This window comes from Neorhizobium sp. DAR64872/K0K18 (assembly GCF_050500175.1).
In the GTDB taxonomy this organism is placed as follows: Bacteria; Pseudomonadota; Alphaproteobacteria; order Rhizobiales; family Rhizobiaceae; genus Neorhizobium; species Neorhizobium soli.
In genome coordinates this window covers 2,043,310-2,067,196 of sequence record NZ_CP191446.1, presented here as the reverse complement: position 1 = coordinate 2,067,196, position 23,887 = coordinate 2,043,310, and the positions used below count along the sequence as shown (strand labels likewise).

Below are 23,887 nucleotides of genomic sequence, written 5' to 3'. Positions count from 1 at the left end.
CTGACCAGAGACTTTTCGACTCAAAATGCCACTCCTTTTTGCACCTCAATCCCCCACCACCAGCCCAAAAAAAAGCGCCCCCCGCGGTATCGCGAAGAGCGCTTTTGGGGAAAAACTGCTGATTAGCAGTTGGTGCCCTGGACGGTTGTGCCGGTGTTGTTCGGGAGGTTGCCCGAGTTGGCTGCGTCACCTGGCTGGCCGCCGTTGTTGCACTTCTTGCTGCCTTCGCCCATCGTGCTGCTGCTCGGCATGGTGCTGTTGGTAGCTGTCGAATCGACGGTGCCGGAAGCTGCTGGCTTCGGCGGGATGTTGCCACCTTCGCCTGCGGTGTTCTGCTGTACATTGCTGCGGTCTGCGGCGGTGCCGGACGTTGCCGTCTGGGCCATAGCCGACGTTGCGAGACCAGCGGAAAGGATCGTTACTGCGAGAAGCTTCATCATTATGGTGTTTCCTTGTATTCCCTACGGTGACTTAACCCGATGGCGGGCAAAAGGTTTCCTCACATTAGCAAAAGATCTTCATGCGGGCGGGCCGTGGGTTTTTGATGATTGGCAGCTTCGTCGGTTCGGTTGCGTCATTCGGGAGCACGGTTGCCGGCAACTTCTAGGCCACTCGCTGGCGACTGGTCGGCCACGAGGCAGCTGGTGGCGTTCGTGCATGGTCGGTTCGCTTCGTTCGCCATGCCGTAGCCCCGCTCTGTGGATAACCCCATGTCGGGTGAATTCCGGCTTTTGTCACCCCAGCAATTTTCTTGACCTTCGGCTTCAATTATAAGCAGCCTGCAGTTCAGGACCGCATGGGAGGCGAGACGGTTGCAGACGATTTTGAGCATCGGTATCGATGCGCTCGCCTATGGCATGATCCTGTTCGTGATTTCGATCGGGCTTTCGGTGACGATGGGGCTGATGCGGGTAGTCAATCTCGCCCATGGTGCCTTCGCGATGATCGGCGGCTACGTCGCCTCCTACGTTTCGCGGGATCTCGGCCTTGGCTATGCGCCGGCTATCCTTGCCGCCGTGGTTGCGACGATCGTGATTGCGGTGCCGATCGAGCGGTTTCTCTATCGGCGCATCTATGGCGCGCCGGAACTGACGCAGGTGCTGATGACGATCGGTATCACCTTTTGCATCATCGGGCTTGCCAATTACCTGATGGGGCCGACGCTGAAGACCATTCCGCTTTCGGATATGCTGCAGCAGCCGGTCGATCTCGGTTTCCGCAGCATTTCCGCGCATCGGCTGTTTGCGATCTTCTGCGGTCTTGCCGTGGCGCTTTGCCTGTGGCTTGCGATCGAGAAGACCGGTTTCGGCATCAGGCTGCGGGCCTCGGTCGACAATGCGGCGATGGCCTCAGCGCTGGGGGTTCGCACCGAAATCATCTATGCGGTCAGCTTTGCGGTCGCGGTCGGGCTTGCGGCCTTCGGCGGCGTGGTCGGGGCGGAGCTGCTGCCGGTCGAACCCTATTATGCGCTGCGCTATCTCGTGACATTCCTGGTCGTCGTTTCCGTCGGCGGGGCAGGCTCGATCGGGGGCACGCTGCTCGCCTGCCTGCTGCTCGGCGCGGTCGATACGACGGGCCGCTATCTCCTGCCCGAGTTCGGCGAGTTCTTCTTCTACCTTGCGGTGATCGCCATCATCTGCGTGTTTCCGAACGGCCTCATGAAGGGGGCGAAATAGAATGGCGGTTGATGTGAGTTCAAGGGATATGGGCGCAATGCGCCGTCGGCGTTCGCTGATGCGCGATGTCGTGGGGTTCGGCGTGATCGTCCTTGCCGCGGCGATCGGCTATTTTGCCTTTCCGGATAATCTGGCGCTTCTGACGCGGATCATCGCGGTGGCGCTGCTCGTGCTTTCGCTCGATCTCGTTACCGGCTATTGCGGCGTGGCGACGCTTGGCCATGCGGCGCTGTTTGGCAGCGGCGCCTATGCGGCCGGTATTCTCTCTGCCCATTACGGCATCAACGATCCGCTGCTGATGACGCTTGCGGGTCTTATCGGCGGAGCGCTTGCCGGGCTGTTGTCGGGGCTCGTCATGCTGCGTGCCCATGGCCTGCCGCAACTGGTTCTGTCGATCGCGCTCATTCATCTGTTTCACGAGCTTGCCAACAAGATGTCGTCCTTTACCGGCGGCAGCGACGGCCTTTCGGGGATCGCGCCGGATCCGATCTTCGGCCGTTTCGAATTCGATCTGTTCGGCAATACGGCCTATGTGTTCGCGGTCGTGATGCTGCTCGTCGTGTTCGTTCTCCTGCGCATTCTCGTGCGGTCGCCATTCGGCATGCTGTGTCGCGGGCTGAAGGAGGATCCGCTGCGGATCCGGGCGATGGGCGCCTCGCCGAAGCGCGCGATCGTCAAGATGTATGGAGTTTCCGGGGCGGTCGCGGGGCTGGGCGGCGCGCTCAACGCCATCTCCACGCAGGTGGTCGGGCTCGATACGCTGTCGTTTACCCAGTCTGCGGAAGCGCTTGTGATGTTGGCACTCGGCGGCACGGGTTCGCTGTTCGGGGCCCTTGCCGGCACCGTCGCCTTCATGATGTTTCAGGACTATGTGTCCTCGGTCAATCCTTTCCACTGGCTGACCATGGTCGGCGCGCTTCTGATTGCCGTGGTGCTGTTTGCGCCGAAGGGCATCTATGGAACGGTGGCGGCGTTTCTTGAAAAACGGCGGGAGGGACGGCCATGACCGCAGTTGTCGGAAGTCCCGTGTTCGAAGTCGTCTCCCTCAAAAAGTCGTTTGGCGGGCTGGTGGTCACGAACGATGTTTCGCTGTCCATGGCGGCGGGCGATCGGGTGGCGTTGATCGGCCCGAACGGTGCCGGCAAGACGACCTTCGTCAATCTGGTGACGGGAACGCTGGCCCCCAGTTCTGGCGAGGTGCGGCTGGGTGGCGAGGTGATCACGGGGCTCGACGCGAGTGCTCGCGTCAAACGCGGGCTGGTGCGGTCCTTCCAGGTGACACGGCTGTTTCAGGATATGACGGCGGCCGAACATCTGGGCCTTGCGGTCCTGCAGCGGGAAGGACGGTCCGGCCGTATCTTCGGCAATTTCCTGACCATGGCTGACGTGATGCAGGAGGTGGAGCACCGGCTCGAGACGTTGCGGCTGACCGCGCTCATGCACCGCAAGGTTCGCGAGATCGCCTACGGTCAGCAGCGTCTTCTGGAAATCGCCATCGCGCTCGCCTTGAAGCCGAAAGTGCTTCTCCTCGACGAACCGGCGGCCGGCGTGCCGCAGAGCGATGTCGGGCTGATCGAGCAGGCTCTCAACGAGCTGCCGGCCGATCTGGCGGTGCTGATGATCGAGCATGACATGGACCTCGTTTTCCGGTTTGCCAAAAAGGTGGTGGTGCTTGCCGCCGGTGCTGTCATCTTCGACGGCGCGCCGGGCGACGCCACACGCGATCCCCGCGTCAGGGAAGCCTATCTGGGGAGCTATGCCGATGCCGGCCGCGTCGCTTGAGATCGAAAACCTGTCGGCGGGCTACGGCCCGACCAGGGTGCTGGAAGACATCACCGTCACGGTCCCGGCTGGACGGCGGCTGGCCGTTCTCGGCCGCAACGGCATGGGCAAGACGACGCTGCTTGCGAGCCTTGCCGGGCAGACCCGTCGTTACGGCGGACGGATTGCGCTTGATGGTGCCGATATCAGCACTGCCGCGAGCGCCGACCGTGCCCGCGCGGGCCTCGGCTATGTGCCGCAGGAACGCTGTGTATTCCCGAGCCTGACGGTGGAGGAAAACCTGTTCGTCGGCTTGAAGGCGCGCCCGAAGGATGCGATCGAGGAGGCCTATGCCATGTTTCCGCGGCTGAAGGAGCGGCGCAGCAATCTGGGCAACCAGCTTTCCGGCGGCGAGCAGCAGATGCTGACGACGGCCCGCACCATTCTCGGCCGTCCCTCCGTGTTGCTTCTCGACGAACCGCTGGAGGGACTCGCCCCCGTCATCTGCGAGGAACTGATGATTGCATTCGCGGCACTTGCGACCTCAGGCGACATGACCATCCTTCTGGTGGAGCAGCGGATCCAGAGCGCGCTCGATTTCGCGGAAGACGTCATCATTCTGGAGCGCGGGCGCATTGCCTGGAGCGGCACGCCGGATGCGCTTTCCAAGGATCAGCAGACGGTGGACCGTCTGCTCGGTGTCGGCGGTCTGCATTGATGGACAGCCCGGCGCGGCTCGCCAGTTTGGCGATGTATGTCGGGCCGCCAGCGGTTGCACAGGCGACCGATGCGCTGTGGGCGTTTGTTGCCCGTAGGCTGACCGATGCCGGCATGGCCGGGGTTCCCGACAGGCTCGACCGATCGATCTCCCATGACGATGCCTGGCCGCTGCCGGATCTGCTGTTGTCGCAGACCTGCGGCTACCCTTACGTCAGCAGTCTGCGCGGAAACGTGCGGCTGGTGGCGACGCCCTGCTATGACTATCCCGGTTGCAGCGGGCCGGATATGTGCAGCTTCGTGATCGTTCGGAGGGATGCGGGGATATCCTCGCTTGAAGATCTGCGCGGGCGGACGGCGGCGATCAACAGTCCCGACAGCAATTCGGGCGCCAACCTGTTTCGCGCGGTGATCGCCCTGATTGCGCGCGGACCGCTCTTCTTCGGTAAGGTGATCGAGACTGGTGGGCATGCCGCCAGCATAGCTGCGGTTGCCGAGGGCAGGGCGGATTGCGCTGCGATAGACTGCATCACGTACGGTCATGTGGCGCGGTTCGCGCCTGACGATCTGGCTGATATCGTCGTGGTGGCAGAGACCCCATCCGGCCCCGGCCTGCCGTTGATCACCCGTGCATCTGCGTCCGATGACGAGGTGGCGCTTTTGCGAGAAGCGCTTGAGGCCGCCCTTGTCGAACCGTCGCTTGCGGATGTGCGTGACGTGCTGGCACTGTCCGGTTTCGCGGTTCTCGACGATTCCCGTTACGAGAGGCTGCTCGAGCTTGAGCGGCAGGCCGCAGCGCTTGGCTATCCTGCCGTCGCCTGACACATCGACGCCGCTGCCGGGACTTTGCCTTATCCCTTGAGACGCCTATCGTAGCGCCTTCGCCAACCCCGGCCTTTCAAGGGACGCTGCCCGTGACGATCCTTATCGACAAGGTACTGACGTGGCGTGATGTCGCTCACGTTGCGGAAGGCGAGGATCTCGCGCTTTCGCAAGGGGCTTGGGACCGCGTCGCCTATGCCCGACGTATCGTCGAGGCGTTGGTGGAAAACGGCGCGAGGGCTTACGGCATCACGACGGGCGTCGGGGCGCTGTCCGATACGGTCGTCGATCGCGAGGCGCAGAGCCGGCTTTCGCGCAATATCTTCATGAGCCATGCCTGTGGTGTCGGGCCACTGCTTGGCCGCCGCGAGGTGCGGGCGGTGATCGCAGCGCAGATCGGCAATTTCGTGCATGGGTATTCGGGGGTACGCCCTGATATCGTTCGATACCTGTGCCGGTTTCTCGAGGCCGATTGCATTCCGGATATGCCGTCGAAAGGCTCGGCCGGCTACCTCATTCACAACGCCCATACGGCGCTGGTGCTGATCGGCGAGGGACATGCCTGCGTGGCGCGGGAGCGGATGACCGGCCGCGCGGCGCTTGCCGCAATCGGGCTCGAACCGTTGGTGCTCGGCGCCAAGGAAGGGCTCAGCCTCGTCAATGGCACCGCCTGCTCGACCGGGCTTGCCTGCGTGGCGCTCGCGCGTACCGAACGGTTACTCGACTGGGCCGATGCGATTGCCGCTGTGACGCTGGAGGCTGCCGGGTGCCAGATGGCCGCTTTCGACGAGGATGTGCTGGCGCTGAGGCCTTCGGCGGGTATTGCCAGCGTCGGGGCCGCATTGCGGTCGCGTCTTCAGGGAAGCGGTATCATCGCGGCCGCGGTCGGGCGGCGATTGCAGGATGCGCTCAGCCTTCGCGCCATACCGCATGCGCATGGTGCGGCCCGCGACGTGTTTGCCCATGCCTGCGGGATCGTCGATCAGGAGCTTGCCTCCGTCACCGACAACCCTGCAATCGCGGGCACGCCGGATGCGCCGCTCGTCTGGTCTGAAGCGCATGCGGTGGCACCAGCGCTCGGGCATGCCGCCGATGCGCTGGGAAGCGCGATTGCCCAGGTTGCGGCCATGAGTGAGCGTCGCATCGACCGGCTGGTCAATCCGCTGGTGAGCGGCCTGCCGCCGTTTCTTGCGACCGATGCGGGAAGCCATTCCGGCTTCATGATCGCGCAGTATACCGCTGCCGCACTCGTCAACGAGAACAGGCGGCTGGCCGCGCCCGCGGCAACCGATGGCGGTCTGACATCGGGGCTTCAGGAGGATTTTCTGGCGCATCCGACCGCGGCAGCCAACAAGCTGCTCGCCATACTCGACAATGCCGAACAGGTGCTTGCGATCGAACTGATGGCGGGCGTCCAGGCGCAGGACATTCTCGCCGAAACCAATTCGCCCGCGATCGGCACCCTGGACGTCCACGATATGGTGCGACAGCATGTGGCCATCTACGCAGACGATCGCCCGCTGGGTCACGATATGGAGGTGCTGCGCCAACTGATCGCCGGCAATCCGCCGCCGCCTGCTTGACCTCCCTCGCGCATCTTATAGTATGACTTCAGACATCATGTATGATGACATGCGATGGGAATCTGTCCTGGGGAGGATCAATGCTGAAGAGACTTTTGCTGACCGGCGCCGCCGGCGGGCTTGCGCGCGGAATTCGTCCGCTGCTGAGCGAGCTTGCAGAAGAAGTGGTGCTGTCGGATCTCACCGACATCGATGATCCCGGTGCGAACCAGCGTTTCGTGCGCTGCGATCTGTCCGATGCCGCAGCCGTCGCCAAACTGGTTGAAGGCGTCGACGGTATCATCCATCTCGGCGGTGTTTCGATCGAAAAACCGTTCGACATGATCCTGCAGGCCAATATCGTTGGCCTCTACAATCTCTACGAGGCTGCCCGCCACAGCGGCAAGCCGCGCATCGTGTTCGCCAGTTCCAATCATGTCGTCGGCTATTACAGACGCGACGAATTCATCGACAACAGCGTCGCGCCGAAGCCGGACTCGCTTTACGGTGTTTCCAAAGTGTTCGGCGAGGCGGTTGCCAGCATGTACTGGCAGAAGTTTGCGCAGGAGACGCTGTCGATGCGGATCGGGTCCTGCTTCGACAAGCCGCTGACCCGTCGTATGCTGGCAACATGGCTGAGCTACCAGGATTTCGTATCGCTTTGCGGGCGGGCCTTCTCCGCTCCACGGCTTGGCCATACGGTGGTCTACGGCGCTTCGGCAAACGATGAACAGTGGTGGGACAACGGCAACGCGTCCTTCCTTGGCTGGAGGCCGCAGGACACGTCCGCGAAATGGCGCGTGGAAGTGGAGGCAGCGGCGGTTGACGATCCGGCCGATCCCGCGGTCATTTATCAAGGCGGTGCATTCACCACGGCCGGGCATCCGGACGATATCTGAGATAGGAATTTTGCAATGACGATCTACCAGAACCTGATTGCCGGCGAATGGGTCGGCACGGATGCGTCCGAGAACATCAGCCCGTCCGACACGAAAGATGTCGTCGGTCTCTATGCCCGCGGTAGCGCCGAGGATACCAAGACCGCGATCGCGGCTGCGAAGGCCGCGTTTCCCGCATGGTCGCGTTCCGGCATCCTGGAGCGGCACGCGATCCTGAAAAAGACCGCGGACGAGATCCTGGCCCGCAAGGAAGAGCTCGGCAAGCTGCTGGCGCGCGAAGAAGGCAAAATCCTGCCCGAGGCGATCGGCGAAGTGACGCGCGCGGCGCAGATCTTCGATTTCTTCGCCGGCGAAGCGCTGCGCCTGACCGGCGAGATCGTGCCGTCGGCACGGCCGGGCATCACCGTGGAGATTACCCGCGAACCGCTCGGCGTCATCGGCATTATCACACCGTGGAATTTCCCGATCGCCATTCCGGCCTGGAAGATCGCGCCGGCGCTTTGCTACGGCAACACGGTCGTGTTCAAGCCAGCCGAACTCGTGCCGGGCTGCGCCTGGGCGATCGTCGATATTCTCCACCGCGCAGGCCTGCCGAAGGGTGTGCTCAACCTGGTGATGGGAAGCGGCTCGGTGGTCGGTCAGGCGATGCTCGACAGCAGGGATCTCGGCGGCATCACGTTTACGGGCTCGACCGGCACCGGCAAGCGGGTGGCGCTCGCCTCGATCGAGCATAACCGCAAGTTCCAGCTGGAAATGGGCGGCAAGAACCCGATGGTGGTGCTTGACGATGCAGACCTTAACGTCGCCGTGGAAGCCGCTGCCAATTCCGGCTTCTTCTCGACCGGCCAGCGCTGCACGGCCTCGTCGCGGTTGATCGTGACGGAAGGCATCCACGACAAGTTCGTGGCTGCCATGACCGACAAGCTGAAGTCACTGACCGTTGACAATGCACTGAAGGCCGGCACGCATATCGGTCCCGTCGTCGACGAACGGCAGCTCAAGCAGGATACCGACTACATCGAGATTGGCAAAAGCGAGGGCGCCAAGCTTGCCTTCGGCGGCGAGGTCGTGTCTCGCGATACGCCCGGCTTCTATCTGCAGCCGACGCTGTTTACCGAAGCGACCAACCAGATGCGCATCAGCCAGGAAGAGATTTTCGGACCGGTCGTGTCGGTCATCCGCGTCAAGGACTATGACGAGGCGCTTGCCGTTGCCAACGATACGCCGTTCGGCCTTTCCGCCGGCATCGCCACGACCAGCCTGAAGCATGCGACGCATTTCAAGCGCAACTCCGAAGCCGGGATGGTGATGGTCAACCTGCCGACGGCGGGCGTCGATTTCCACGTTCCGTTCGGCGGCCGCAAGGCGTCGTCCTTCGGTTCACGCGAACAGGGCAAATATGCAGCGGAATTCTTCACCGTAGTGAAGACAGCCTATACGCTGCCGTAACCGAATTTGGCCCCGGCGTAGCAGATGTTGCGCCGGGTGCAATCACCGTGATCCTCTGCAACGGGCAACCGGAATTGGCGGGGATTGATGCAAGCGCTTAAACTTGATAATCACAAACAAGTTTAATGTGCCACGGTGAATCGATGACCTTCCAGCCTCGGATGCGAAACCAGATCGAGGGTTTTTCGGTCATCGGCGGCATGCGTCGAAGGCACTGGAATGGGATCACCGTAGATCTGTGGGATGTGGAATGCGGCCCGCATGCGGGCGGTTATTACGTGGCGCAGGATCCGCGACTTTTCATCCTGCTGGAGCACCGGGGTGGTGGACGGCCGCTGGTTAAACGCAGTCCCCGGGCAGGCGGTTCGCCGCAGGACAGTTGCAAAAGCCCGATTTCCTATATTCCGGCCGAAATGGATCTCTGGGTGGATATCGAAGACGTCCAGTATGTGCGGCACCTCGACATTCATTTCGATGCGGACGGTTTGCGCCGCAGGCTGATGGACGAGCTCGATCCGCGGCGTCTGACCGAGCCGCATCTTCTGTTTGCCGATCCGCGCGTGATGTCGCTGGCGCAGCTGATCGCGACGGAAGTCGCCAATCCCGATCCGCTCCACGATCTCTATGGCGATGGGCTGACGGTCGCGCTGCTCGTCGATGTGCTGAAGATCGTCAAACTCTCGGACGCTCGCAAGCGCAGCACGCTTGCCCCGTGGCAGTTGCGGCGCGCTGTGGAATTCATCGAGGCCAATTGCCTTCGCAGCATCCGGCTGCAGGAAATCGCCAGCCTGACGGGTCTGTCGCAATCGCATTTCAGCCACTCGTTCAAGGCATCCACCGGGTTTGCACCGCACGAGTGGCAGATGAATGCGCGTCTCGACCGTGCCAAGCAGATGCTGATTTCCGGCGCCCGGCCGCTGACCGAAATCGCGGTCGAGAGCGGCTTTGCCGATCACGCCCATTTCAGCCGCGTGTTCCGCAAGCATGTGGGCACCACGCCGTCGAAATGGAAAAAGTCACACTCGATTTGAATCGGCGGTGGCGAGGTCCCGTCGGCGAACTTTGCCCAAGATCGTTCAAATATCGCGGATGCGGGCAAGCGACGGCTTTTAATTTGAGTTAAACACTCATCTATTGTGCCAGGTAGTGTGGCGGCGTGAGTGGGGCGAACATGAGTGGAATTGTGGGGAAGAACAAGGTGAAGGCGGCGCTTGGGGCAGGGGTTGCCCTGATGGCGCTCAGCGCATCCTTTAGCGCGCGGGCGCAGGTGCAGAGCGAGGGGACAACGCTTGCACCGATCGTCATCGAGGGCCAAGGAACGGAAGGCGGCGGGACCGGCCCCGTCGACGGTTACGTTGCCAAGCAGACGACCACGGGTTCCAAGACCGATACGCCGATCAATGAAATTCCGCAGTCCGTATCCGTCGTCGGACGGCAGGAGCTGGAGGATCGCGGCGTCGTCGACAAGGTCGATCAGGCGCTTCTCTATACGCCCGGCGTCTTTGCGCAGCCTTACGGTTCGGATCCCGATACCGACTGGATTTATGTGCGCGGCTTCAACGCGTCGCAGACCGGTCTCTTCTACGACAATCTGGCTCTGACCAGCCACGCCTTCGGCAATTTCCAGATCGATCCGTTCCTGCTGGAGCGCGTGGAGGTTCTCAAAGGCCCGGCATCGGTTCTGCTCGGGGGCGCCAATGCCGGCGGTGTCGTGAACCTGGTGCGCAAGCGTCCGACGGACGAGCCCTATTTTTACACCGAGCTCGGAGTGGACAGCAACGGCAGCGGTTATGCCGGCTTCGACTTCTCGGACAAGGCGCTCGGCAGCGATGTCGTCAGCTACCGCTTCACGGGCAAGCTTTCCGGCGGCCAGGGCTATTCGGATGAGCAGGATGACATCCGCGGCGTGTTCATGCCGCAGATCACATTCCAGCCGACCGACACGACCAGCCTCAATGTCTGGGGCTCCGTCAGCAAGCTCGATCAGACCCATACGTCCAACGGTCTGCTGCCCTATACGGGCACCGTGGAAAGCAATCCCGTGTTCGGCAAACTTGACCGTGACGTGTTTGTCGGCGATCCGGATTTCGATATCGGTCGCTCGACCCAGGCAATGGTCGGCTACGAGTTCGAGCATGAATTCGATAGCGGCTGGAAGTTCACGCAGAACCTGCGTTACGCGCATCTCGACAAGCGCGAACGCCAGATCTACGCGTTCGACTTCCTCTCGCAGACCGATGGTCTGGTGCTGACCTACGCGGACGACGTGCGCTCTTCGGCCGACTCGTTCAATATCGACAACCGGCTGGAGAACGAGTTCGAGCTTGGCGGCGCGAGCCACAAGGTGATGGCTGGCGTGGATTATCGCTACTACCGTCTCGACAACGATCAGCTCGCGACACCCTTCGGGTCCTATCCGCCGCAATACGATCCGCTCAACCCGAGCAATGACCTGCCAACACCAACACTCGTGCCTTCGACGCATCAGATCTACACGATCAATCAGGTCGGTGCGTATGTTCAGGACCAGATCAAGTTCGGCGGAGGCTGGGTCGCCACCCTCAACGGTCGCTTCGATTATCTTGAAAGCGAGGTGGACGACCGCCTTGGCACCGGTGATGCCAAGCTGAACGATACCGCCTGGAGCGGTCGTGCGGGCATCGCCTACGAATTCGAAAACGGTGTCACGCCTTACGCAAGCGTCGCCACCTTCTTCAGCCCGCTTGTCGGCACCGGTGCGGATGGCGCGCTGAAGCCCGAAGAAGGCGAGCAGTACGAGGCCGGCGTCAAGTACGAGCCGACCTGGCTCGACGGAAGTCTGACGGCGTCGGTGTTCCAGATCGACAAGCAGAACTATACGGTCAGTATCCCGGCCATCGGTGACCGTCAGCTCGGCGAAGTCCGCTCACGCGGTGTTGAACTCGAAGGCAAGTTCAATCTCGATCGCAACTGGAAGCTCATCGCTGCCGCCTCCTACACCGATCTCGAGTTCACCGAAAACCCTGGCGATTCGTCGCTGGAGGGCAATACGCCGGCGGTGGTGCCGAACGCGCAGACATCGCTCTGGCTGGACTACACGGTCACGGACGGACCGCTCGCAGGCGTGGGTCTCGGGGCCGGTGTGCGCTACCGCGGCAAGTCCTGGGCTGACGACGCCAATACGCTTCGGGTGGAGGACGCAACGGTGTTCGATGCCGGGATCCGCTATGAGAAGAACGACTGGAAGGCTGCGCTCAACGTGACCAACCTGTTCGACAAGGAATACGTTGCGGGCTGCAACACGATGTATTTCTGCGGCTACGGCGAAGCGCGTACGCTGACCTTAAAGGTGAGCAAGGTCTGGTAACTTGACAGCGCCGGTAAAGTTTAGCAGGAAGGCCCTACGGGGCCTTTCCATTCGACCGGCTCATGAACTGTTGACGAACGGGTGAGCGCAGAGGAGCGCGACGGGAATGTTGATGGACAGGTTTACGCTTTCCGGCCAGGCAATTCCGGTCGACCCGGAGCGCATGCTGTGCGAGATCTGCGAACATTTCGTCGAGCATAGCGAGGTCAAGCGCGACGGCGACCACGTCAATCTCGCAAGCGAGGTTGGCGAAGCCAATATCCGCAAGCAGGGCGGCTGCCTTTCGATCGATATTTCCTGCCCGTCGGCGCAGTTGCTGCAACTGGTGCGCAGCTCGATTGCCGAGCATCTCTTCATGTTTGCCGGCGAAGAGCCGCTTGAGCTGAACTGGCATGACGAAGCGGTCCTGACGCCGATCCCGGGCCTTACCGAAATTCGCGTCGTTGCCGCGCGGCATGTAACGCCGCATATGCGCCGCCTGACGCTTGCCTGCGACGACGTTGCCCGGTTCGTCGGCGCCGACTACCACATTCGCCTGCTGATCCCGAAGAAGGGCCGCAAGCCCGTCTGGCCGGTTACCCGTGCGGATGGTCGCCTCGGCTGGCTGAACGGCGAAGACGAAATGGTGATCCGCATCTACACGATCCGCAGTGTCGACGTTGCGCGCGGCGAGATGGATATCGATTTCGTTCTGCATGAAAGCGACGGCCGGCCGATGCCGGGTGCCGAGTTCGGCCGCCATGCCGAACCGGGCGATGTCGCAGGTCTGCTGGGCCCGGGCGGCGGCGGTTTGCCGGATGCCCGGCACATGATCCTTGCCGGCGACGATACGGCCTTGCCGGCAATTTCGCGCATCCTGGCCGAAGCGCCTGGTGATGCGCGGCTGCAGGTGTTTATCGAAGTCGACGACGTTGCCGATCAGTTGCCGCTCTGCTCCAGGGCGTCGGTCGAGATCACGTGGCTGCATCGCAAGGGGATTACGCCTGGCAAAGCCGGGATCCTCGGTCCCGTCGTTCTTCCTGTTATCGAGCAGGCGGGGCCTGACACCTTTATCTGGGTCGGATGCGAGAAGTCCGAAGCTCGGCCGATCCGCAATCATCTGAAGTCCCGCGGCCACGACAAGAAGCGCATGTGCGTGATCGGATACTGGGGCGAGAACAAGCACTGAGAGCGATTGCCGTGGGGCAAAGGCCCTAATCGTCGCGTGCGAGCGGCAACACGGTTGACGCCGGCAGGGCGAAGCAGATAGGACGCGATCGTTCCCTTTTAGGGAACAGTGCGGAGAGGTGGCCGAGTGGTCGAAGGCGCTCCCCTGCTAAGGGAGTATACCCGGAAGGGTATCGTGGGTTCGAATCCCATCTTCTCCGCCATTATTTTCCCAGATCGTTTCGTCTCGACATCTTTTCTGGGAACTTTTGCACCTTCAGAAAGATAAGTCAGGAACCACCTCGCGACGTACCCGTTGATAGTCATTCACCTATCAAGAAGGATACCCCATGGCTCGCGATATTTCCTCCGACATCGATCGTCTGTCCGATCAGCTCGCCGACCTGCGTTCGGCTCTCATGAAACAGGCCAGCTCTTCGGCAAGCGAGGCATCCAGCTATCTCGCGCCGCGTGCCCGCCAGGTGGCGCGGCAATTGCAGCACGGCAGCCATGACATTTCGGAGGTCGTACGCCGCAACCCAGGCACCGCAACCGGTGCACTCGTCGGCGCGCTCGCGATCGGAGCCGCAATCGGCTTCCTTCTGTACAGTGCCGCTGAGCGCGACTAATTAGACCTGAAACAGGCGCATGGATTTCTTCCATGCGCCTGTTTTCACATTGTGGATGTAGGGCTCAGGCCGACGGCTGTTTCGTCTTGCGCAGATACGGAAGAACCGTGTCGAACGATCCAAAACGCGCAAGCGCATCCTCATTCGAAACCCCTGCCGTAATGATCACATCGTCGCCCTGCTGCCAGTTGGCGGGCGTTGCGACCTGATGCTTTGACGTCAGCTGGATCGAATCGATCGCCCTCAAGATTTCATTAAAATTGCGACCTGTTGTCATCGGGTAAGTGAGGATCAGTTTGATCTTCTTGTCTGGACCGATGACATAGACGGAACGTACCGTCGCGTTGTCTGCAGGTGTGCGGCCCTCAGACGATGACCCGGCGCTTGCCGGCAGCATGTCGTAGAGTTTCGCGACGTTCAGATCCTTGTCGCCGATCAACGGATAATCGACATCGTAGCCGGTGGCTGTGCGAATATCGTCCTTCCACTTGCCGTGGCTTTCGACAGGATCGACCGAGATGCCGACGATCTTGACGCCGCGCTTGGTGAATTCACCTTCGAGCCCCGCCATGGTGCCGAGTTCGGTGGTGCAGACGGGCGTGAAGTTCTTGGGGTGGGAAAACAGAACCGCCCAGCCATCGCCGATCCAGTTGTGGAATTCAATCGTGCCTTGGGTTGTTTCGGCAGTAAAGTCCGGGGCGATGTCGTTGATACGCAGGCTCATGATGAAGTCCTCCAGTGCTTTTCGCATTGTGATCGGTGACGGCGACATACCCGGTCGGGCGCCGCCTTTGGGCCACCTTAGATATTAGCGGTCGGCCCACTGAATACCACCACGTTTGTTCCAAATTGCGAGCGAGATGGGGCGAAAAGTTGCGCATCGAGTAACGATATCGAAGTCGCGTTGCGCGGTCTGAGTTCGTCGCCGATGACCGGCATCTGAATGCAAATCAGCCTCGCGTTCCTTTCGGAAGGCGAGGCTGACGGGAAATCCTTCGACCGCGATTAGCGGATGATCTGGACGACCTTGCGGGTCTGCGGATCGACGATCACGCGTTCCTCGTTGACGACCGTGTAGGAATATTCCGGCGCTTCTGGGATCTGCGAGAGAACGACGGTTTCAGGAACCGCCTGGCCGACCACGATGCGCTCCTTGACGACGACGCGTTCGGTTGGCATCGGCTGCTGCTCGACATAGGTGACGACGCGCTGCGGCGGCGGATCGATTGCGCTGCCGACGATCGCGCCAGCGACGCCACCAACGGCTGCGCCGACAGGTCCGCCGACGATTGCGCCGGTAACCGCGCCGCCTGCTGCACCATTAACCGTGCCCTGCTGCGCCATAGCGACCGGCGCAATGCCGATGCTAAGAAGGGTAGAAAGAACGAGGATCTTCGTTTTCATAACGTATACCTTTCGATGCCTGCGACGGGACCGGCCCGGCAGTTTTATGTTCCGCCAGATGCAACGGTCGTTTTCGACCCCGTTCTGGATGAGTATGGCGATGTCCTGATACCCAAAAGGATAATGTGTTCAGCGCCTTGATACGACCTGACAATGGCCGAACGGATGGTTCGTTCCAGCCATTGGGCTTCAGTCCTGTGCGGTATGGGACCAAAGGCTGAGACATGCCGGATCTTGCCGGAGAGACGGAAAAGACGGAACAATTCCGGCGGCCGGTGGATTTCAAATATTCAGTGCACCTGCGCAGGCGGGATGCTGACACCTCATGTGGCAAGAGGCCGATACGACGGGCATTGCGCCGGTTGTCACGGCATATTTGAAGAGCCAACAGATGATCACACGCCGAGACATACTCACCGCCGTCACCACCGCAGCATTCGTCACGGTGTTTCTGCCTGCGCAGCTTCGTTTCGATGTGGCGTCGGATGGAATGCTGATCGGGATCGCCCAGGCACAGGCGCAAGGCAATGGCGGTGCAGGGTCTGGTGGCGGAGCCGGCGGTAATGGTGGCAGGGGAGGCTCGGGTCAGGGTGGCTCGGGGCAAGGTGGCTCGGGGCAAGGTGGTTCTGGCTCGGGTGGCTCTGGTCCCGGTGGCTCTGGCCCAGGTGGTTCAGGCCAAGGCGGGTCAGGGCAGGGCGGCGGCTCAGCGGGTGACGGCGCGGATGGCGGATCGAAGGGTGACGGGGGCAAGGGCGGCTCTGGTAGCGGTGCGCCGGGAGAGGGCAATCGCGGGGACGCGCAAAATGCCGGTACGTCGGGGACACCCTCGGATGCTCCGGCGAATGGAGCCGTGACTGATGGACCGCAGAACACCGGCACCCAAAAGGACAATGCGATCGGAACGACACCCGAGACACCGGACGTCTCGGCCGAAGGACGGAAGAAGACCTCTAAGAATTCGCGCTCGCTGTCTGTTCGTCATGCGAACGGAACCACTGAGCGGATCTCAGGCGATCGGTACGAGATGCGGGATTCACGGCAAAGACCGATCGTGAACCGCGAGGCCACACAATCGGACCGAAAGAGACTTGAGACGCTAAGCCGCTAACGGATACCGCACTAGGCTGCTCCGCCCGTCCGACTTTCGGTCGCATCGCGAAGGGCCAGCGCTGCTTCGGTGCGGTTGGAGACTTTGAGTTTCGACAGAATGCGCGTCATGTGGTGCTTGACCGTCTTCTCATGCAGATCGAGCAGTTGCGCCACCCGCTTGTTGCTGAGACCCGATGCCACGAGGTTGAGGACTTCCTGTTCGCGATCCGTCAATTCCGCCATCAGATCCTGCTTGGCGGCATTTTCCCTTTCCTTTGCCATGCCGGCGAGAAGCCGGGCAGAGAGGCTAGGGGCCAGGTAGGGTTCTCCAGAGGCAACGGTGCGGACGACGTCGGCCAGTTCGCGGGATCCGATGCCTTTCAGAACATAGCCTTTCGCTCCAAGCTTCAGGGCACCTGCGATGTCCTCGTTGGCTTCCGATACGGTCAGCATGACGATCTTGATAGGGGGCCAGGCCTCGACGGCGCCGGCAACGGCCTGCAGTCCGTTTCCGGGCATCGAGATGTCCATCAGCATCACGTCGGGGCGTATATGCTCGACGATATGAAGCGCCTCGTCCTTTGAGCCACCTTCCGCCACGATCTCGAAACCCTCCATTTCAGATAGGCTGCGGATCACTCCCTCGCGAAACAGCGGGTGATCGTCGATGACGGCTATTCTGGTTGGGGCTTTCATACATGCTCCGATTCATGAACGTTCAGCGACATTCTGACCGTTGTTCCACGAGAAGACGTCGCGAGATCAAAGGTTCCCCCGAGGCTTTCAATCCGCTCCCTGAGACCAGCGATCCCTAATCCTTCCGGCCTCATACTGGATTTGTCGAAGCCGGGTCCATCGTCGCTTACCTCGACAATGATCATGTTGCCTTCGTAGGTTTGGGTGACTGTCTGGTTTGCACCAGCGGCGTGCCTGTATCCGTTGTTCAACGCTTCCTGCACAAAGCGGTAGATACAGATCTTGGCGGAAGGAAGAAGCGGTCTGGCGGGCGATGCGATCTTGAGGTCAACGGTCGCCGCAGTCCGCTCGCGGTGAGCGCCTACGACCTTTTCGAGGATTTCCGGCACAGCTGCCGTCTCGATCTGCGGCAGGACAAGCCCGCTGCAGATGCTGCGGATCTCATCCATCGCTTCCTGCAAGCGGGCCTTGATTGCAGCAATCTCCGCTTCCCGGACATCGCGGGGAGCTTCCGGATCGACCAGGAGCGCGCTGTCGACGCGCAGCGCCGCGTAGGCGACAAGCTGGGCGGGGCCGTCATGCAGGTCGGCGCCCAGCCGCCGCAGGTAGCCTTCGTTCAACGCTGTTGCGCGTTGCGACGCGCGCTGTGCACGGCTGTGCAAGGTCCTGTTCTGGGTCAGCAGGCTCTGCAGGTCAACCACCCGCTCCGTGAGGCTGCGCTGCTGCGCCTCGATCATCCGGCTGCCCTTGAAGACGATCGCCGACAAAAGCAGGAAGAACGTCGTCGTGACCCCGGCGACGGCCAGCCAGCTCTGAAGGCGCGCCTGCGACAGGCTTTGCTGGAAATCATCGGCGATCTCGTAGAATTCCGTGACCGCGATCACCTCGCCGGACCACGGCTGCAGAATCGGATTGTAGATTTCGAGAAGCGGCTTTCCGAAACTGCGCTGATCGAAACTTTCGGCATCATCGACATAGTCGAACTGTGCGACCATCTTGCCGGAAAAGGCTGCGGTCAGATCCTTGCCCGGCGGGAAACGTTTGCCCTGGATCGTTTTGTCCGTCGCATAGAGAACGGTGCCGTCTGCGCGCCATAGCCTGAAGGAGACGACCTGCTTCCCGAGAGCGCCCTGACCGAAGGTTTCGTCGAGAACGCGGTTGGTCACGTCGTCGAGCGTGTCCGTTGTCTTGAGATTCGGCAGGATCGGCGCAATGATGCTATCGACATAGAGTGCGGTGGTGGCCGCAGAATTGCGTGTGACCGCATCCTCGATGAGGTTCGTCACGAAGGCGCCGACCAGCAGCATTGCAACGATGGACACGATGCCGCCGGCAAACAGAAATTGCCGCGCCAGCGTCTGTTGGTTCCAGCGTTCCAAAATTCCTGTCTTCAGCAATGCCCCGGGGCCTCGATTGATTGAGCCATACCTATGGCAGCCGAAAGCAGGATCAATTGTGGCCGTGTCGCGAAAGGAGCGATGATGCCTCCACAACACATTCTTCATGCACCTTCTTTGCCTTCACGTCTCTTCTGCCTATCTGTTGCAGCAATGAAACCGACAACGACGTCGTCGCCATCGCGGCTGATGATGCAAACCCGGAGACGATGCCGTGCTGCAACGCCTGAGAACGATCATTGCCGAGCGGTTCATGACGTTTGAGCCTCTTGGCCTGATCATGTTCTCACTCCTGGCCGGTAGCCTCTTCCTGTTCATCAGCCTGACCGGTATCGTGATCGATGGCGAAACGCACGAATTCGACGAACGGATACTGCTTGCTCTGCGCCAGGCAGGCGACCCTTCGGTGCCCATCGGGCCCTACTGGCTGACCCATGCCGTCGGTGACATCACCGCGCTTGGCGGCATTACCGTGCTATCGCTTATGACCGTGCTTGCCACGATCTATCTTCTGCTCGCGGGCCGCCGCTCGATCGCCGTCTTCATGTTTCTATCCATTCTCGGCGGTTGGCTGCTCAGCAACCTTCTCAAGCTGGGCGTGGCGCGGCCAAGGCCGGACATCGTACCGCATCTCGTCAATGTCCACGACCTGAGCTTCCCGAGCGGGCATGCGATGCTTTCGGCGGTGACCTATCTCACCCTTGCGGCGCTGCTGTCACGTGCCGAACAATATCGCTCGACCCGCATCTTTTTCCTCGCGACCGGCATCCTGCTGACCCTGCTGGTCGGTCTCAGCCGCCTCTATCTGGGCGTTCACTATCCAACAGACGTGATGGCGGGGTGGTGTGCGGGTGCAGCCTGGGCTGCCGGCTGCTGGATTGTCGCGCGACGGTATATTTCGTCACGCGCATCTTGAATGAAACGACCGCGTCGGGAATGAGTGGGCAAACGAAAAGGCAATAGCGATGGCGGACATGCAACTCGACCAACTGTGCGACCTTATCCTGAAGACGGAGGAGGGAAAGTCTCGCTCGCTCATCGCGGTCGCAGGACCGCCCGGAGCGGGGAAGTCGACACTGGCCGACATTCTGGCATCCAAGCTCTCCGGACGGGGGGAAACAGCCGAAGTCCTGCCGATGGATGGTTTCCACATGGACAACGGCATTCTCGAGGAGCGCGGATTGCTCGCCCGCAAGGGGGCGCCCAATACGTTCGACCTGCGCGGTTTTATCGATGTCGTCCAGGCCGTGAAAGCGGCCGAGGATGAAGTGCTCGTGCCCGTGTTCGACAGGTCGCGCGAACTGGCGATCGCTGCGGCACGGGTCGTCTCGCCACGCCATCGGTTCATCGTGATCGAGGGCAACTATCTTCTGCTGGGCGAGGGTGGCTGGGAGCGTCTTGCACCGCTGTTCGACTACCGGATCCTGCTCGCCCCGCCGGTCGAGGAGCTGCAACGGCGTCTGGAGGCGCGATGGACGTTCTACGGTCTGTCCGGCCAGGCCTTCGAAGACAAGATCCACGGAAACGACATGCCGAATGTTCGGTTGGTGCTCGAAAAATCGAAGGGCGCCGATCTGGTTCTCGAAAGACTGGATCTCGAAGCTGCACGATAAGTGCTCCCGGGGGTCTACACAGATCGACTTCGTGATCCAAATATAACAGGGTAACGATCACAGAGGACGGGTGAAAACCAATGCGATCACCCAACACGCTGCTATCCCTGTTGTCCGAGGACGACTACTCGCACGCGGAACGCTGCATGGAGGAGCTCGAATTGCCGCAGGGCATGCTCCTTTCCGGGCCGGACGAAGTCGACCGATACTGCTATTTCCCCTATTCCGGGATCGGGTCGACCGTCGCGATCTCTGCGCGCGGCAAGCAGTCCGAGATCGGACTGTTCGGGCGGGAAGGCATGTCTCCCGCGTCGGCGATACTGGGATCCGATCGTAACCCGTACAAGGTCATCATGCAGGTTCCGGGGCACGGCGCACGCATCGAGGTCGGGCAGATGGTTGACCTCATCTGGAGCAGGCCGGAGATACGCCGGGTGTTTTTCCGGTGGGCGCATGTTTCTTCGGTGCAGGTTGCTCTGACTGCGCTGACCAATGCCACCCAGACGACTGAGCAGCGTCTGGCCCGATGGATCCTGATGTGTCACGACCGGACAGGCAGCGACGAAGTCAACCTCACGCACGAATTCCTGGCAATCATGCTTGCCGTCCGGCGTCCGAGTGTAACGACCTCGCTGCATGTGCTCGAAGGTCGGCAAATGATCCATTCGTATCGGGGAACGATTGTCGTGCGAGACCGTCCGGCGCTGGAGAAACTCGCAGCCGACTGCTATGGCGGAGGTGAGGTTGAATATCAGCGCGTGATGGAGATGTCAGCGTCAGTCTAAGCTCTGGCTGAAACCGCGGCGAGCTTCTGCTCGACGACGGAAACGATGAACGCTGGATCGGCCGGCTTGTCAATCCAGACGCCATCGCTGAAGAGCTCGTTTTCCCAGTCCTGCGGCTTTTCACTGCCCGAGTAGACCACGAATGGGATGCGAGCGTCATGCAACACCTGGATGACCCCGTAGCAATCACCGTCGGTCAGATGAAGATCGAGAATGACAATGCTCGGAACATTCTTCTGCAGCCATTCCAGCGCAGCTTGTTTCGAGCGTAGATTGATGACGTTATTCAGCCCAGCAGCCCCGAGCGCGTCCTCGATATCCAACGAAATGAGCGGCTGATCTTCAAGCAATAAAATCATATGTTTCGACAAACCAGTTCCAAAGGGTCACTGTGTTGAAAGCGCGGATTCGTTCTAATCAATTTGCTTCGGACTTTGTCCGTTGGTCTGATAGCGTACCGACGTTGGGAAGCGGGTTGTCTCGCTTATTTTATGGACATAGATGGAATCATTCTATTCAGGCGGAGATATCTCCATAGGCCGAGCAGGCTGGTCTCTGCCTTCAAGGGTTGGCGATGGGTGACATTCAGAAAGATACGGTCCGGAATTCGCTTCTCCGGCTGATGCCCCGAGAAAGCTTCGAAGCAATTGCGCCGCATCTCGAACATGTCGATCTTCCGCGCGGAACCGAGCTATCGGCTCCGAACGAAACGCCCCTGCACGCCTATTTCCCGGAATCCGGTATCGCCTCGATTGTGGCGAGGTCTCCGCAAGGGCAGCATGCTGAGATCGGAATTTTTGGTCGCGACGGAATGACCCCCACGGCGATGGTCCTTGACGCGGAATCGGACCCCTATTCGATCTTTATGCAAGTGGAGGGCCGTGGTTACCGTCTGGCCTCAGATCAGTTGAAGCTGGCTTTGAAGGATCGCGCCTGTCTCAACCTTCTGACGCGCTACAGCCAGGCCCTGTCGGTCCAGGGGGCCTACACGTCACTGTCCAACGCCGTCCATCACATCGACGAACGTCTGGCCCGGTGGATCCTGATGTGTCACGATCGGACCGACGGCGACGAGATCAGCCTTACCCACGAATTCCTCTCGATCATGTTGGCTGTCCGCCGACCGAGCGTGACGACGGCACTGCATCTGCTCGAGGGTCGCAAGCTGATCTACTCCGAGCGTGGCATGATCATCGTCAGAGACCGTAGCGCACTCGAGGATTTCGCCAAAGATGCCTACGGGGAATGCGAGCGGGAATACGAGCGTCTGATCGGACCCTTGAGGTAGACGTCGACCTCAGTTTGTCGCCGCGGGCAGGGAGAACTCCCCAACCTTCGTTCCCTTGTAGTCCCGGACCTCAATCATCGGAGATACGGAAGGACGACCCTGTCGCAACCGGTCGGCCATGATTTCGCGCGCAGACGCCTCGGCCTCGGCCAGGGCGCTTGGAAGATCCGGAAGATCGTTGCCTTCTTCGTCTTCGATCAAATCTTTGCCGTCACGAACGTGGAAATAAAATCGGGGCATGTGGGTACCTAGCGAGCTTTTTATTCATACCCGCGAGGCTCGCTTAGGTTCCAGATCCGTGTTCATGTCGGCAAAGACTGTACGGTTGCGTACATAGGCTCAGGCGCGCTCTTCCCAGAGCTTGGCCAGTTCAACGATCGTGTCGACCGCCTTTTCCATATCCTGGCTGCTGACCCATTCCAGCGGGGAGTGGAATGCATGGCCGCCGGCAAAGATGTTGGGGCAGGGCAGGCCCATGAAGGACAGCCTTGAACCGTCAGTGCCGCCGCGGATGCTGCCGCGCTTCGGCGTCAGACCGGCCCGCTTGATCGCTTCGATCGCATTCTCGACGATCTCAGGATGACGGTCGAGCACCAGCTTCATGTTGCGATACTGCTCGATGACGGTGAACGTGTAGGTCGAACCGGGATAGTCGTGCATGACGTCCTTGACGATATCCTCGAGCAACGTCTCCTTGGTCTTCAAACCCTCGTCGGCGAAGTCCCTGATGATCAGGCTGATCTTTGCCTTCTCCATGCTGCCGCTCAGATCCGTCGGATGGATGAAGCCGTCCCGGCCTTTCGTCGTTTCCGGCGCCATGTGTTTTGGCAGGCGATCGACGATGGCGCCGGCGATGCGGATCGCGTTTTCCATCTTTCCGTAGGCGAAACCGGGGTGGATCGCGACGCCGGTGATGGCGATCTCGACCGCGTCGGCAGAAAACGTCTCGTCCTCGATCGTGCCGACTGTTTCGCCATCCAGCGTATAGCCGAAATCGGCGCCGAGCTTTTGAATGTCGACCTTTTCCACGCCGCGGGCAATCTCTTCATCGGGCGTGAAGAGGAGGCGGATCGCGCCGTGCTTGATGTCGGGGTTGTCGATCAGGTATTTCGCGGCCGTGACGATTTCGGCAAGGCCCGCCTTGTCGTCGGCCCCGAGAAGCGTCGTGCCGTCGGAGGTGATGATGTCGTGGCCGATCTGGTTCTTCAGTTCCCTGTGCTCGCTCTCGCGGATCACGCGACCCGCATGGCCGGGAAGTGCGATATCGCCGCCCTGGTAGTTACGGATTACCTGCGGCTTGACATCGGTGCCGCTGAAGTCTGGTGCCGTATCCATATGCGCGCAGAAGCAGACGACGGGCACGTTGTTCTTGCCCGTATTGGACGGCACCGTTGCATAGACATAGCCGTGTTCGTCGAGATGCGCGTCTGAGAGGCCGATCTCCAGCAGTTCTTCGACCAGAACACGGCCGAGCGTCAGCTGTTTCGAGGTCGATGGCTGGGTGGGTGAGGAGGCATCCGACTGGGTATCGATGACGACGTATCGGAGGAAGCGGTCGGTAACGGTATCGGTCATGAGCAAATATCCGGATCAAATCAAAGCCGGACT

Annotated in this window: 25 protein-coding genes and 1 tRNA gene; 18 read left to right on the top strand and 8 right to left on the bottom strand. The window is 60.9% G+C overall.

From position 1 onward, the window contains the following. Positions 1-122 precede the first annotated feature (122 nt). Positions 123-440: a hypothetical protein gene (locus ACQY1P_RS15550; protein WP_062455952.1), complete on the bottom strand. Its 318-nt coding sequence runs from the start codon at positions 438-440 to the stop codon at positions 123-125. Positions 441-812: 372 nt separating this feature from the next. On the opposite strand from ACQY1P_RS15550, the gene ACQY1P_RS15545 reads away from it, so the two are divergent. The 13 genes from ACQY1P_RS15545 (at position 813) to ACQY1P_RS15485 (ending at position 14,007) form a co-directional block, all read left to right on the top strand. Then, complete coding sequence (locus ACQY1P_RS15545; protein ID WP_280141281.1) at positions 813-1,676, top strand: branched-chain amino acid ABC transporter permease; 864 nt, start codon at positions 813-815, stop codon at positions 1,674-1,676. Between the two features lies 1 nt (position 1,677). Continuing rightward, positions 1,678-2,682 (top strand): branched-chain amino acid ABC transporter permease, encoded by a 1,005-nt coding sequence (locus ACQY1P_RS15540; RefSeq protein WP_430254207.1) that lies wholly within the window; start codon positions 1,678-1,680, stop codon positions 2,680-2,682. Next, on the top strand, positions 2,679-3,458 hold the full coding sequence (locus ACQY1P_RS15535; protein WP_430243089.1) for an ABC transporter ATP-binding protein: 780 nt from the start codon (positions 2,679-2,681) through the stop codon (positions 3,456-3,458). The genes ACQY1P_RS15540 and ACQY1P_RS15535 overlap by 4 nt, the downstream gene beginning before the upstream one ends. Next, entirely contained in the window at positions 3,439-4,155 is a 717-nt protein-coding gene (locus ACQY1P_RS15530) for an ABC transporter ATP-binding protein (RefSeq protein WP_092661081.1), read from the top strand. The genes ACQY1P_RS15535 and ACQY1P_RS15530 overlap by 20 nt, the downstream gene beginning before the upstream one ends. After that, positions 4,155-4,976: a phosphate/phosphite/phosphonate ABC transporter substrate-binding protein gene (locus ACQY1P_RS15525; RefSeq protein ID WP_113110701.1), complete on the top strand. Its 822-nt coding sequence runs from the start codon at positions 4,155-4,157 to the stop codon at positions 4,974-4,976. Before ACQY1P_RS15530 ends, ACQY1P_RS15525 begins: the two co-directional genes overlap by 1 nt. Positions 4,977-5,068: 92 nt before the next feature. Then, a complete protein-coding gene (locus ACQY1P_RS15520) occupies positions 5,069-6,559 on the top strand; it encodes an HAL/PAL/TAL family ammonia-lyase (protein ID WP_430254205.1) in 1,491 nt (496 codons plus the stop codon). An 80-nt stretch (positions 6,560-6,639) separates the two neighbouring features. Beyond that, a complete protein-coding gene (locus tag ACQY1P_RS15515; protein WP_174196478.1) occupies positions 6,640-7,437 on the top strand; it encodes an NAD-dependent epimerase/dehydratase family protein in 798 nt (265 codons plus the stop codon). Positions 7,438-7,452: 15 nt separating this feature from the next. Continuing rightward, positions 7,453-8,886, top strand: coding sequence for an aldehyde dehydrogenase family protein (locus ACQY1P_RS15510; protein ID WP_092660545.1), 1,434 nt, complete (start codon positions 7,453-7,455; stop codon positions 8,884-8,886). 143 nt (positions 8,887-9,029) lie between these two features. Further along, positions 9,030-9,917: a helix-turn-helix domain-containing protein gene (locus tag ACQY1P_RS15505; protein ID WP_430254202.1), complete on the top strand. Its 888-nt coding sequence runs from the start codon at positions 9,030-9,032 to the stop codon at positions 9,915-9,917. A 140-nt stretch (positions 9,918-10,057) separates the two neighbouring features. Then, on the top strand, positions 10,058-12,232 hold the full coding sequence (locus ACQY1P_RS15500; RefSeq protein WP_430254200.1) for a TonB-dependent siderophore receptor: 2,175 nt from the start codon (positions 10,058-10,060) through the stop codon (positions 12,230-12,232). A 112-nt stretch (positions 12,233-12,344) separates the two neighbouring features. Beyond that, the gene (locus tag ACQY1P_RS15495) at positions 12,345-13,400 is read left to right on the top strand and encodes a DUF2218 domain-containing protein (protein WP_430254198.1); all 1,056 of its coding nucleotides are present in this window, start codon (positions 12,345-12,347) and stop codon (positions 13,398-13,400) included. Positions 13,401-13,512: 112 nt separating this feature from the next. Further along, positions 13,513-13,602: transfer RNA gene (locus ACQY1P_RS15490), tRNA-Ser, on the top strand. Positions 13,603-13,728: 126 nt separating this feature from the next. Continuing rightward, positions 13,729-14,007, top strand: coding sequence for a hypothetical protein (locus ACQY1P_RS15485; protein WP_062581198.1), 279 nt, complete (start codon positions 13,729-13,731; stop codon positions 14,005-14,007). A 64-nt stretch (positions 14,008-14,071) separates the two neighbouring features. Here the strand turns inward: ACQY1P_RS15485 and ACQY1P_RS15480 are convergent, their stop codons facing one another. Beyond that, a complete protein-coding gene (locus ACQY1P_RS15480; protein ID WP_092660551.1) occupies positions 14,072-14,731 on the bottom strand; it encodes a peroxiredoxin in 660 nt (219 codons plus the stop codon). Positions 14,732-15,012: 281 nt separating this feature from the next. Next, complete coding sequence (locus ACQY1P_RS15475; protein WP_062455989.1) at positions 15,013-15,411, bottom strand: DUF1236 domain-containing protein; 399 nt, start codon at positions 15,409-15,411, stop codon at positions 15,013-15,015. Positions 15,412-15,802: 391 nt separating this feature from the next. Between ACQY1P_RS15475 and ACQY1P_RS15470 the strand changes: the two genes are divergently transcribed. Then, entirely contained in the window at positions 15,803-16,519 is a 717-nt protein-coding gene (locus tag ACQY1P_RS15470) for a hypothetical protein (protein ID WP_430254196.1), read from the top strand. 11 nt (positions 16,520-16,530) lie between these two features. Here the strand turns inward: ACQY1P_RS15470 and ACQY1P_RS15465 are convergent, their stop codons facing one another. Together ACQY1P_RS15465 and ACQY1P_RS15460 are read right to left on the bottom strand one after the other, a co-directional pair. Beyond that, positions 16,531-17,196: a response regulator gene (locus tag ACQY1P_RS15465; RefSeq protein ID WP_062455995.1), complete on the bottom strand. Its 666-nt coding sequence runs from the start codon at positions 17,194-17,196 to the stop codon at positions 16,531-16,533. Next, the gene (locus ACQY1P_RS15460; protein WP_430254194.1) at positions 17,193-18,575 is read right to left on the bottom strand and encodes a sensor histidine kinase; all 1,383 of its coding nucleotides are present in this window, start codon (positions 18,573-18,575) and stop codon (positions 17,193-17,195) included. The genes ACQY1P_RS15465 and ACQY1P_RS15460 overlap by 4 nt, the downstream gene beginning before the upstream one ends. A gap of 271 nt (positions 18,576-18,846) precedes the next feature. Between ACQY1P_RS15460 and ACQY1P_RS15455 the strand changes: the two genes are divergently transcribed. The 3 genes from ACQY1P_RS15455 to ACQY1P_RS15445 all read left to right on the top strand — a co-directional run bounded on the left by ACQY1P_RS15455 (position 18,847) and on the right by ACQY1P_RS15445 (position 20,991). Continuing rightward, the gene (locus ACQY1P_RS15455; RefSeq protein WP_062457946.1) at positions 18,847-19,509 is read left to right on the top strand and encodes a phosphatase PAP2 family protein; all 663 of its coding nucleotides are present in this window, start codon (positions 18,847-18,849) and stop codon (positions 19,507-19,509) included. A gap of 49 nt (positions 19,510-19,558) precedes the next feature. Then, the gene (locus ACQY1P_RS15450; RefSeq protein ID WP_430254192.1) at positions 19,559-20,206 is read left to right on the top strand and encodes a nucleoside triphosphate hydrolase; all 648 of its coding nucleotides are present in this window, start codon (positions 19,559-19,561) and stop codon (positions 20,204-20,206) included. 80 nt (positions 20,207-20,286) lie between these two features. Then, positions 20,287-20,991 (top strand): Crp/Fnr family transcriptional regulator, encoded by a 705-nt coding sequence (locus tag ACQY1P_RS15445; RefSeq protein WP_430254190.1) that lies wholly within the window; start codon positions 20,287-20,289, stop codon positions 20,989-20,991. On the opposite strand, the gene ACQY1P_RS15440 is transcribed toward ACQY1P_RS15445, so the two are convergent. Continuing rightward, positions 20,988-21,362: a response regulator gene (locus ACQY1P_RS15440; protein ID WP_139283805.1), complete on the bottom strand. Its 375-nt coding sequence runs from the start codon at positions 21,360-21,362 to the stop codon at positions 20,988-20,990. The two genes, ACQY1P_RS15445 and ACQY1P_RS15440, sit on opposite strands and share 4 nt — an antisense overlap. Positions 21,363-21,565: 203 nt before the next feature. Between ACQY1P_RS15440 and ACQY1P_RS15435 the strand changes: the two genes are divergently transcribed. Further along, positions 21,566-22,279, top strand: a complete 714-nt coding sequence (locus ACQY1P_RS15435) for a Crp/Fnr family transcriptional regulator (RefSeq protein ID WP_062456004.1) — start codon at positions 21,566-21,568, stop codon at positions 22,277-22,279. A 9-nt stretch (positions 22,280-22,288) separates the two neighbouring features. On the opposite strand, the gene ACQY1P_RS15430 is transcribed toward ACQY1P_RS15435, so the two are convergent. After that, a complete protein-coding gene (locus ACQY1P_RS15430) occupies positions 22,289-22,519 on the bottom strand; it encodes a DUF6894 family protein (RefSeq protein ID WP_062456007.1) in 231 nt (76 codons plus the stop codon). Between the two features lie 99 nt (positions 22,520-22,618). Then, complete coding sequence (gene pepT / locus ACQY1P_RS15425) at positions 22,619-23,854, bottom strand: peptidase T (RefSeq protein WP_430251394.1); 1,236 nt, start codon at positions 23,852-23,854, stop codon at positions 22,619-22,621. Positions 23,855-23,887: the final 33 nt, after the last annotated feature.